At 61.1% G+C, this 9,642-nt stretch carries 10 protein-coding genes; 4 read left to right on the forward strand and 6 right to left on the reverse strand.

Annotation, left to right across the window (positions count from 1 at the left end):
• Positions 1-12: 12 nt before the first annotated feature.
• A complete protein-coding gene (locus tag AC16XC_RS01800; protein ID WP_484032919.1) occupies positions 13-474 on the reverse strand; it encodes an EF-hand domain-containing protein in 462 nt (153 codons plus the stop codon).
• Positions 475-507: 33 nt separating this feature from the next.
• Positions 508-1,134, reverse strand: coding sequence for a hypothetical protein (locus AC16XC_RS01805; RefSeq protein WP_484032920.1), 627 nt, complete (start codon positions 1,132-1,134; stop codon positions 508-510).
• 242 nt (positions 1,135-1,376) lie between these two features.
• Between AC16XC_RS01805 and AC16XC_RS01810 the strand changes: the two genes are divergently transcribed.
• Genes AC16XC_RS01810 through AC16XC_RS01820 form a run of 3 tightly spaced genes read left to right on the forward strand, consistent with a single transcriptional unit; the run spans position 1,377 to position 3,870 of the window.
• Positions 1,377-2,972: a pilus assembly protein TadG-related protein gene (locus tag AC16XC_RS01810; RefSeq protein ID WP_484032921.1), complete on the forward strand. Its 1,596-nt coding sequence runs from the start codon at positions 1,377-1,379 to the stop codon at positions 2,970-2,972.
• Positions 2,969-3,433, forward strand: coding sequence for a TadE/TadG family type IV pilus assembly protein (locus tag AC16XC_RS01815; protein ID WP_484032922.1), 465 nt, complete (start codon positions 2,969-2,971; stop codon positions 3,431-3,433). Before AC16XC_RS01810 ends, AC16XC_RS01815 begins: the two co-directional genes overlap by 4 nt.
• Positions 3,430-3,870, forward strand: coding sequence for a TadE/TadG family type IV pilus assembly protein (locus AC16XC_RS01820; protein WP_484032923.1), 441 nt, complete (start codon positions 3,430-3,432; stop codon positions 3,868-3,870). Before AC16XC_RS01815 ends, AC16XC_RS01820 begins: the two co-directional genes overlap by 4 nt.
• A gap of 10 nt (positions 3,871-3,880) precedes the next feature.
• On the opposite strand, the gene AC16XC_RS01825 is transcribed toward AC16XC_RS01820, so the two are convergent.
• The 3 genes from AC16XC_RS01825 to AC16XC_RS01835 form a co-directional block, all read right to left on the reverse strand.
• Positions 3,881-5,254, reverse strand: a complete 1,374-nt coding sequence (locus AC16XC_RS01825; RefSeq protein ID WP_484032924.1) for a pyruvate dehydrogenase complex E1 component subunit beta — start codon at positions 5,252-5,254, stop codon at positions 3,881-3,883.
• A 3-nt stretch (positions 5,255-5,257) separates the two neighbouring features.
• Complete coding sequence (gene pdhA, locus AC16XC_RS01830; RefSeq protein ID WP_484032925.1) at positions 5,258-6,352, reverse strand: pyruvate dehydrogenase (acetyl-transferring) E1 component subunit alpha; 1,095 nt, start codon at positions 6,350-6,352, stop codon at positions 5,258-5,260.
• A gap of 137 nt (positions 6,353-6,489) precedes the next feature.
• Entirely contained in the window at positions 6,490-6,759 is a 270-nt protein-coding gene (locus tag AC16XC_RS01835; RefSeq protein WP_484032926.1) for an FtsB family cell division protein, read from the reverse strand.
• 244 nt (positions 6,760-7,003) lie between these two features.
• On the opposite strand from AC16XC_RS01835, the gene AC16XC_RS01840 reads away from it, so the two are divergent.
• Complete coding sequence (locus tag AC16XC_RS01840) at positions 7,004-7,576, forward strand: hypothetical protein (RefSeq protein ID WP_484032927.1); 573 nt, start codon at positions 7,004-7,006, stop codon at positions 7,574-7,576.
• A 14-nt stretch (positions 7,577-7,590) separates the two neighbouring features.
• On the opposite strand, the gene AC16XC_RS01845 is transcribed toward AC16XC_RS01840, so the two are convergent.
• Entirely contained in the window at positions 7,591-8,904 is a 1,314-nt protein-coding gene (locus AC16XC_RS01845) for a MarR family winged helix-turn-helix transcriptional regulator (protein ID WP_484032928.1), read from the reverse strand.
• Positions 8,905-9,642: the final 738 nt, after the last annotated feature.

Consider the following 9,642-nt stretch of genomic DNA (forward strand, 5'->3'; position numbering starts at 1 on the left):
TTGCGGCCGGGATCAGCAACGGCAGGTCGATTGCGGCCTGGGTGCGGGACGCGATGCCGCGAATTCGCGCGGGGTCAGCTCTCCGTTTGCGTCGACATCCATGCCTTCGAAGCGCTCGACCGTTGTCACAGCCCATTCCTCGAAGGTCAGCAGGTTGTTCCCGTCGACATCGAGCTTACGAAACCCGTCGGTGCGGGTCGAGAGCATCTCGTTGCGCGAAATGCGCCAGTCGCGGTTCCGGTCATAACGCATGAAGCGCTGCTGTTCGCGGGTCAGTTCGTCGGCTTCGGGCGGATCAGGACCAAGCATGTTGGCAAAATCGGCTGCGGGCAGTTCATCCGCAGCCGGCTCTTCGCCGACCTGCTGCATTGGCGGAGGCGCGGCGCGCTCGACCTGGGCGACGCCTTGCCACCAGAACAGCCCGATTCCGGCCAGGAACAGGGCGGCAAGCGCCCCCGCCAGGACCCTGCTCACGCAATAACTCCAAACATGGAGCGAGGATACAAGTCATCGACCGAAGAGTCCAAATCGAAATACAGTATAAAGACTGAAAGGGCCCGATATCAATTCGCATGTCCGCCCATCAATACTAATTCTCGACAATTGACTGAGGATCGCAAGCGGACGGAGTTCCCTTGAAAGCTTGGGCGTGACCAGTCCCGGCTCATGGGCGATCTGCAGAACCAGGTCGCGTTCGTCCTTGCTGCTTAGTCCGGCCGCAAGATCGGCGAGTGCCCATTGGCGGGCGCAACGGCGTATTTGATCGGGTGAATCGAGTGTGTCGAGCAGTCCGGACAGGCCGACCAGCGCCTCCGCCCTGGCGGACGCGAATTGTTCGACAGCATCGCGATCGAGCCTTTCGCCGAGAAGGCATTCCCAGCCATCGGCAAGCCGCAGCAGATCCCGCTCGATTCCTTCCAGCGCGTCCAACGCCTGGACGGCGGCCTCGCCACGTGCCCGTTGCGCGGGCGAAAGACCGAGCTGGTCGCGCCACCAGGCCAGCCTCACCTGCCCCATGAGCGGCTCGCTCGCCTGCGCGACTGCCTGCCCCAGACGGGCATCGAGGGCAAAGAAGGCAAGCAATTCCGATTGTGATTTGCGGGGCGCATAGGCAAGCGCCAAACGCTGCGGCAAGGGCAGCAAGTCAATCGGTCGTGACGTCATCATTCGCTGATGGCCGTTTACCCTTCCCCCCGCAAGAATCGAGGATTGCCAAATTTCCGTTAATTGCCGTGCGCAGCAGATCGGCCTGCCCGCAGTGACCGATCGGAAAACGCAATTTACTCCGGTTTCATTTCATTAACCCTCTCGATTGACTATCCGATTACCGAACGTCCCCTATCGCCCGTCCATTAGTTAAACGGCGGGTCGTTTCCATGATCAGAATGATCGACGGGTTCCTCAAAAGGCTCAAGAATTGCCGAAGTGGCAATGCAACCATGCTCGTCGCCATGGGCCTGCCCATGCTGATCGGCGGAACGGGCTTCGCGGTCGATACCGCCCAATGGTATATGTGGAAGCGCGAATTGCAGTTCGCGACCGACCAGGCAGCGATAGCGGCCGCCTGGGCATTGACCGACGAGGATACCGCGGACACCTACGACACGCGCGGCCAGCAGGAATACGCCAACAACCTCGCCGCAACGGCCGACCATGCTTCCGCACCCAGCTTCCAGCTGGCGAATTTCGGCGGCGGATCGAACAACAGCGTGATCGTCACCGCCAATTTGACCCGCAGCCTGCCCTTCAGCAGCATCCTGACAGGCAGCGCCACAACCATCTCGGTGTTCGCCCAGGCCCAGTTCGAAGCCGGTGCGGAATTCTCAAGCTGCCTGATCGCGGTCGACGAAGACGCCGACGGCGCCATTACCATCGGCGGCAGTTCGGTACTCACTGCCGGCTGCGGCATGTCGGCCCTGTCGGATTCTCCCGATGCGATCGTGGTGACCGGCAATCCGACCGTGCAGATCGGCCTCGTCATGGCTGCCGGCGGGGTCGACGACTGGTTCGACGATACCGAGGGCAACACGGTGATCGAGAATTATGAAGGCCTGTACGACAAATATGCCGATCTCGATCCGCCCGATAACCCGACACCGCGGACCTATAGCTGCCCGACGGGCAATACCACAACCAGCACGGTCGCGGACGTGACCACGACGACTGCCACGACCTATGAATATTTCATCGGCCCGAGCCGCAACAACAGCACGCCCTATAATTATGCCGGCGCGAAGCCGGATGGCTATTCGAGTTCCGGCCCGACGGAAATGACCGTCCCGGACGGGACCGTGGCCGGTACGCAAACCCAGACGGACACGCCCACCTGGTTCAACATTGCCGGCAGTGGGGACAGCAAGGTCTTCGAGAAGACGACCACCACGAATACGATAACCTACGCCAATGTCAGGGTGGTTCCGGCCACCAGCGTGGCCTCGGTGCTGCCCGGCACCTACACCGACATGAATCTCAGCTGCGACAGCGTGTTCACCGGCGGCATTTACGTGATCGACGGGGGAACGCTGACGATCAACGCGCAATATGATGTCACCGGTGCGGGCGTGATGTTCGTGCTCAAGAATGGGGCCGGCTTCCATATCAATGGCGGCGCCGACATCAACCTGACCGCGCTCACGATCTCCGAACTCCTGGCGCTCGGCTTTACCGCCGAACGGGCCGAGGAACTGGCGGGTATGCTGATTTTCGAGGATCGCAATTCGGAAGGCTACACCCAGGGCGGAGGCAACACCATCAACGGTAATGCCGAGACCGTGCTCAACGGGACCATCTATCTTCCCTCGAGCCATCTGCAGTTTTCCGGAACGGCAACGGTGACCAGCCAGTGCCTCAACATTTCCGCGGCCACGATCACCTTGACCGGCGATACCGAGATGACATCGTTCTGCCCTTCCGGTGTGAGCACCAACACCACGGTCGCGAGCTCCGGTTCGATCGTGAGGCTGGTCGCATGATGACCCGCTTCTTCGCTACGATCGGAACGCTCGCGCGCGATGCAACCGCCTCCATGGCGATCGAAACCGCGCTGGTCACGCCGATCCTCGCCCTGTTGGCGATCGGCGGGTTCGAGGCGAGCGGGATGGTCGCCCGGCAATCCGAACTCCAGTCGGCGGCCGCCGAGGCCGCGGCGATCTCGCTTGCGGTACCTCCCGAAACCGAAGAGGAGGTCAACGCCATCCGCGACGTGATCAAATTCTCGACCGGCCTCACCAATGACGAGGTCTTCGTGTCCCGGATCAAGCGCTGCGGTGTCGATGACGATTACATCGCCTTTACCGACACCTGCGCACCGGGCGTCGACGTTTCGACTTTCCTCAATATCTACATCACCGATACCTACACCCCGCCATGGGTCGATTTCGGCATCGGTGAGACGCTGACCTATCGTGTCCTCAGGACGGTGCAGATCTCGTGAGACAGGCATTTGCATCCTTCACCCGGCTGAAGTCCGACCAGGACGGCGCGATGGTCGTGGAATTCGCCCTGCTGGGTCCCTTGCTGATCGCGATGATGCTGGGCGTGCTCCAGGTCGGGATTGCCATGCAATCCTATAATGCCATCCGCAATGTCAGCGCCGATGTCGCGCGCCACGCGGCGGTCCAATACCAGACCGAGAACCTGCTGAGCAATTCCCAGATCCGGCAGGTAGCCCTGACCACAGCGGTCAATTCGCCCTACCTGCTCGATCGCGACGGTCTCGACGTGTCGGTGGAAACGGCGATGACACAGCGGGTCACCGGGGCGACCGAACTCACGCTCGAGATCGCCTACGAGGTTCCCTCGATCCTCACGATGATGGGCTGGGCGAGCCCGACTATCGAATTTGAACGGCCGATCTTCGTGAGGCAGTAGGAACCGCCGGTCAGCGGTAGCAGACCTGTTTGGCCGCCTTGACGATCTTCGCCGCATCGATCAGCGCAAGCTTCTCCAGATTTGCGGCATAGGGCAGCGGAACGTCTTCGTTGCATACCCTCAGGACCGGCGCATCGAGATGGTCGAAGCCGTCTTCCATGCAGATGGCCTGGATTTCCGATGCGATCGAGCATTGCGGCCATCCTTCCTCCGCGATCACCAGCCGGTTGGTCTTTGCGAGACTTTCGAGGACCGCCTGCTTGTCCAGCGGGCGCAAGGTGCGCAGGTCGATGACTTCCGCATCTATGCCTTCTTCGGCAAGCTTTTCGGCCGCTTCGAGCGCCAGACCGACGCCGATCGAATAGGATACGATGGTTATATCGGAACCTTCGCGGACGATTCTTGCCTTGCCGATCGGCAGGACATGGTCGTCAAGCTGGGCGATCTCGAAGCTGCGGCCGTAGACCAGCTCGTTTTCGAGGAAGATCACCGGGTCTTCGCTCCGGATTGCAGCCTTGAGCAACCCCTTGGCGTCCGACGAATCATAGGGTGCGATCACGATCAGGCCGGGGACATGCGAGAACCACGAGGCGTAGTTCTGGCTGTGCTGGGCGGCGACGCGGCTGGCGGCACCGTTCGGCCCGCGGAACACGACCGGACAGCGCATCTGCCCGCCGGACATGTAATTGGTCTTGGCGGCCGAGTTGATCAGGTGATCCATTGCCTGCATCGCGAAGTTGAAGGTCATGAATTCGACGATCGGCCGCAGGCCACCCATTGCGGCTCCGGTTCCGATGCCGGAAAAGCCGTATTCGGTGATCGGCGTATCGATCACCCGCTTGGGCCCGAATTCCTCCAACAGGCCCTGGGTAACCTTGTAGGCGCCCTGGTACTCGGCCACCTCCTCGCCCATCACGAAAACGCGCTCGTCACGCCGCATTTCCTCGGCCATCGCATCGCGCAGCGCTTCGCGGACCGTGATGCTGACCATGTTGGTCCCGGCAGGGACGTCGGGATCCGATGCGCGAGGCGCGGGTTTGGGCTTGGTGATTTCGGGTTCGCCAGCCTTTTGTGCGCTGTCCCCGGCTTCATCTCGTGTCTCGGTTGCTGAAGACGAGGCAACTGCCGAAGAAACGTCTTCGCCCTCGCCCATCAACACGGCGATAACCTCACCGACTTTCACATTCTCGGTGCCCTCCGCGACGAGGATCTTGCCTACGACGCCTTCATCGATGCTCTCGAATTCCATGGTCGCCTTGTCGGTCTCGATCTCGGCCAGGATGTCGCCGGCCGAAACTTCGTCGCCTTCCTTCACCAGCCAGCGGGCGAGCGTACCTTCCTCCATTGTCGGTGAAAGCGCCGGCATCTTGAGTTCGATGGCCATCGCTCAATACTCCCCGACAAGCACGTCGGTGTAGAGCTCGGCTGGCTCCGGCTCGGGCGAACTCTCGGCAAAATCCGCCGCCTCGGTCACCTTGGCGCGGATGGCCTTGTCCAGTTCCTTGAGCTTGTCTTCGGTGATCCCGCGTTTCAGCAGATCCTGCTTGGCGTGTTCGATCGGATCATTGTGTTCGCGCACGTTCTGCACTTCCTCGCGGGTCCGGTACTTGGCCGGATCGGACATCGAATGCCCGCGATAGCGATAGGTGTTGAGCTCCATCAGCACCGGTCCGCCGCCGGAGCGGATATGGTCCACCGCGATCTCGGTCGCCTGGCGGACCTCGAGCACATCCATGCCATCGACATCGAGGCCGGGGATCCGGAAGGCCGTGCCGCGACGATAGAATTCGGTCTCGGCCGAGCTGCGCTTCACCGATGTGCCCATCGCATACTGGTTGTTCTCGATCGCGAACAGGATCGGCAGGTTCCACAGGCTGGCCATGTTGAATGTTTCGTAGACCTGCCCCTGGTTCGCCGCACCGTCGCCGAAATAGGCCACGCAAATGCCCCCATCCTCCCGATATTTATGCGCGAAGGCGAGGCCGGCGCCGAGCGGCACCTGCGCACCGACGATACCGTGCCCGCCATAGAAGGCATGGTCGGTCGAGAACATGTGCATCGACCCGCCCTTGCCCCGGCTGATCCCGGCTCCGCGGCCGGTCAGCTCGGCCATGATGATGCGCGGGTCGATCCCGTAGGCAAGCATGTGCCCATGATCGCGGTAGCCGGTGATGACGCTGTCCTTGTTCTCCTGCAGCGCGGACTGGATTCCGACAGCGACCGCTTCCTGGCCGATATAGAGGTGGCAAAACCCTCCGATCAGCCCCAGTCCGTAAAGCTGGCCGGCCTTCTCTTCGAAACGCCTGATCAGCAGCATCCGCTCGTACAGTGTCAGCAACTCCTCGTCGCTGGCATCGTAACGTTTCGCCTTTCCGTGAATCTCCTGAAGACTGCGAAGAGCAAAATTTTCGTCGGACGGGGGCGTTTTGGCGGTTGGTTTCTTGCGCGGCGACTTCGCGGGTCTGGCGGCTGATTTGGCCAAGATGGTCATCCTCTTCGAGGGCGGAGCAGGAGCAGTTTCACTCTGCCTATAGGCACAGGAAAGCACGCTAGGCAACGCCTCGCTTAGCTCGATATGCAACTGGATGAAATGATATTGGGTGCCTAAGGCGCCCTCGTTCACCTATCTGGTTCGTCAAGCAGGACAACGACTTCGTCGGGGTGCAACACGTTGAGTTTGCTGCGGACCAGCTCGCCGGCCAAATCCATGTCGGCCCCCGCTGGCGACAGCAAATCGACACGGTTGCGCAGTTCGTTGCGCTCGGTCGTGAGCAGCGCAATCTGCGCCTTGCGCTGTTCGAGCATGCCATTGTATTCGCCCCAGGCCAGAAGTCCTCCGGGACCCGCCAGCGCCAACCCGCCAAGCAAAAGCAGAAAACAGAGCGCCAAGCCCTGCGAAATCCGTTCGCGGCGAGTCAGGACTGATGTTCCCCCTAAGGCCATAAGCAGAAGGAATCACAGATTACCGTCTGATTCAAGGGCTTTTTCATCGGAGATGCCGCGAAGTCACCCGGGTGAATGTCGCGGCAGCCCGGTTAGGGGCGAACGATATCCGCTGCGATCGGTCGCTTGCCTCTTGCGAAAGCCACACCTTGACGCCAGTGTTGCGCACCTGTTGAGAGGAGAATTCTTGATGAAGCTGGAACGTGCTACTCGCGTGAAAGGCACAACGCTTCTATTTGCCGGAACTGCTGCCGCGGTCCTGGTCGGCGCTCCGATACGGGCGCAAGTTCCGGACGAGGTTGTCCTCAACATCATGCGCGAATGCGCGAAGATCGACGATCCCACCTCGCGCCTCGCCTGTTACGACAACAATATCCGGGCGGGCGGATCCGACGGCGGCAGGCCGGTCGTGCCCGGAGAGAGCGGCACCGTGCAGGGCGGCCGCGGAATCGGGGGAGGCTCGGGCGCGCAAGGATTTGGCGCGGAGGACGTCAGGAATCCTGACCGCTTTGACAGCTATCAGGAGCGAGGCCTCGGTGTCGACGAAATAACCGCACGCGTGGCTTCGGTTCGCCAAAGGGAGCCGGGAATTTACCTGGTGACGCTCGAAGGCGGTGCGGAGTGGCTGTTCACCGATACCGTCCCATTCAGTTTCAGGCCGCCAAGGCCGGGCGATACGGTTGAAATAGGCCGCGCTGCCCTCGGCAGCTTCCTCATGCGAGTGGGCGATCAGCAGTCTGTAAGAGTCCGTCGAATCAGGTAGTTGACGGTCATTTCTCAGTTACTTTCGAATTCCTCGAAGGCGCGCTCCCGCTCCAGTTGCGCGGCTGCGTTGCGGCGGATCTTCTCGAACGTATCAAGGAATGCCTGGAGCTTGCCGGCCGGCAACGATCCCATCAGGAATTCCGCCCTTTCCCGGCTGGTTTCGAGAATGATCTCGAACAGCCGCTTTCCGGCTTCGCTCGGCGAAAATTTGCCGTGCCGCCTGCCAGGCTTGCCTTCCCGCACGACCAGCCCTTTTTCGATCAGGTGTTTGACCGTCCGTCCGGCCTGGCTGTGATCGCGTTCGAGCGCCTTGACCAGGCGCGACCATTCGGTGGGAGGATTGTGCGAAATCTCGGACAGGACCCAGGCCTCGAAATTCGACAGGCCGGTCTTGCGCTTGAAGGCCAGCGCGCCACTGCGCGAGAAATACGAACTCAGGGTCAGCAAGGGAGAAACGATCCGCGACCGGTCGAGAATGATCGGCTCGCCGACCTTGGTCGGGCTGAAGCCGACGCCGATCCGGTTGTCCTCCTCGACTCTGCCGCTCCGGCTCGCGATCTCCCGCTCGATATCATAGAGCTTCACCGCGCGTTCGAGCAGCAGTTCCATCACCTTGAAGAACTCCGACAATTCGTGGTCGCTGATATCGAAACTCAATTCGCGGTTGCGCAATTCGGCCAGCCTGGCCAGCCGTTCGGCGATTGCCTCGCCCTTGCGGGACAGCGAAACCGGGCTGCGAATCTGGTCGCGCTCGACCATTTTCAGTTCGAGCAGGCGCTTGACGGATCGGCTCACTTGCGCCTTGTCCACCCCGATCGTCGAAGACAGGACCGCAGGCACCATCGGGCCACGGTTGTGAAGCATGAACACGATCCGGCGATCGAGTTCGACCAGGTCGATTTCCCGCGCATAGGACAGCTCGGCGCTCTCGCGCACCTTGTAGAGCACCTGCCAGAGATCGCTTTGGAAGATTCTCGGGCGTCCTTCCCTCGCCTCGACCGCCTTGGCTTCACGCTGCTCGGCCTCTTCGATCAGGGAAAATCCCGAGAGAATCCGGTCAAGCTGTTCGCCAAAATCCCTGCCCGGGCCATCGTCCGCCGAAGGCTTGCCGGCGGCCTCGGCCGCAGCGCCAAGTGCGAAACGATCGACAATCCCGGCTATTTCGTCGGCCAGGCTGCCCATGGCTGTATCGAGCGGTCCGAGGCTGGAACGATCGGGCGGCGATATCGCGCTGCCCGCGCGCAGTGCGTCGGTCGCCTCTCGCCAACGCCGCATCGCGTAGTCGTGGACCAGTTCACGGACGGATGAAGGCTTCAGGTCAGGCAACCGGCTCTTCCCGCTTTACATCCGGTCGTGTTCGTCTGCTGCCGGCAATCGTCAAGGCCGCGGCCCCTTCCCACTTCCACCATGGTCGCCGCGAAACCTTCGCGCCGCCCTCCCAATGGCCGACACTTATCGGCTGTTACGTCGATTTGACAGAAGTTTCGAACAAGCTCCGTTCGATCCGGCCCGCATACTGGCGGCCGCGCCAAGGGACTCGGATGGGCACGGAGTGCGGTACCCGCACTGGCGGCGCGCCGTCGCGCCCGCCTCGTCATCTAACATATTGTGAACTTGAATTCACATTTATTCTCCTCTTGTCCGACGCCGCGCAGGCCAGGGTTTGCCCGCCATATCGTTGATTTAGTCCGGAACCGGGCGCCATGTGTATCTCAGGCGACACAGTCGCAAACTTCGTCGATTTGGCCATTTTCGCCACTGGACAAGGCCAGAACGCACAAATATTGTTGCAACGCTGATTGAGAGTGCCGGAATCGTATACGGATCTCGATGAGGGAGAGGAAACATCGTGAACGCCAGCGCGCGTTCACATTCGGAACCGGACGCCTTGCCGGATTGGCAAGGCATCATGCAAATGTCCGGCCTGCCTCTCCCCATCGCTGACCGGAATTCGGGCAAGCACTGTCTTCAGGATTTGAACGGGCAAAGTCGTATTCGACACCCGTGAACCAAAAGCTCGATGGTGGCCGCCCGCCGCTGCGAGAGGTTAAAATAGGGAGGGTA

It is taken from the genome of Candidatus Andeanibacterium sp., from assembly GCF_057143545.1.

Bases quoted from the DNA above. Each gene is read 5' to 3' on its own strand.
- AC16XC_RS01840 (WP_484032927.1), top strand. From the start codon at position 7,004: ATGAAGCTGGAACGTGCTACTCGCGTGAAAGGCACAACGCTTCTATTT.
- AC16XC_RS01810 (WP_484032921.1), top strand. From the start codon at position 1,377: ATGATCAGAATGATCGACGGGTTCCTCAAAAGGCTCAAGAATTGCCGA.
- AC16XC_RS01825 (WP_484032924.1), bottom strand. From the start codon at position 5,254: ATGGCCATCGAACTCAAGATGCCGGCGCTTTCACCGACAATGGAGGAA.
- AC16XC_RS01815 (WP_484032922.1), top strand. From the start codon at position 2,969: ATGATGACCCGCTTCTTCGCTACGATCGGAACGCTCGCGCGCGATGCA.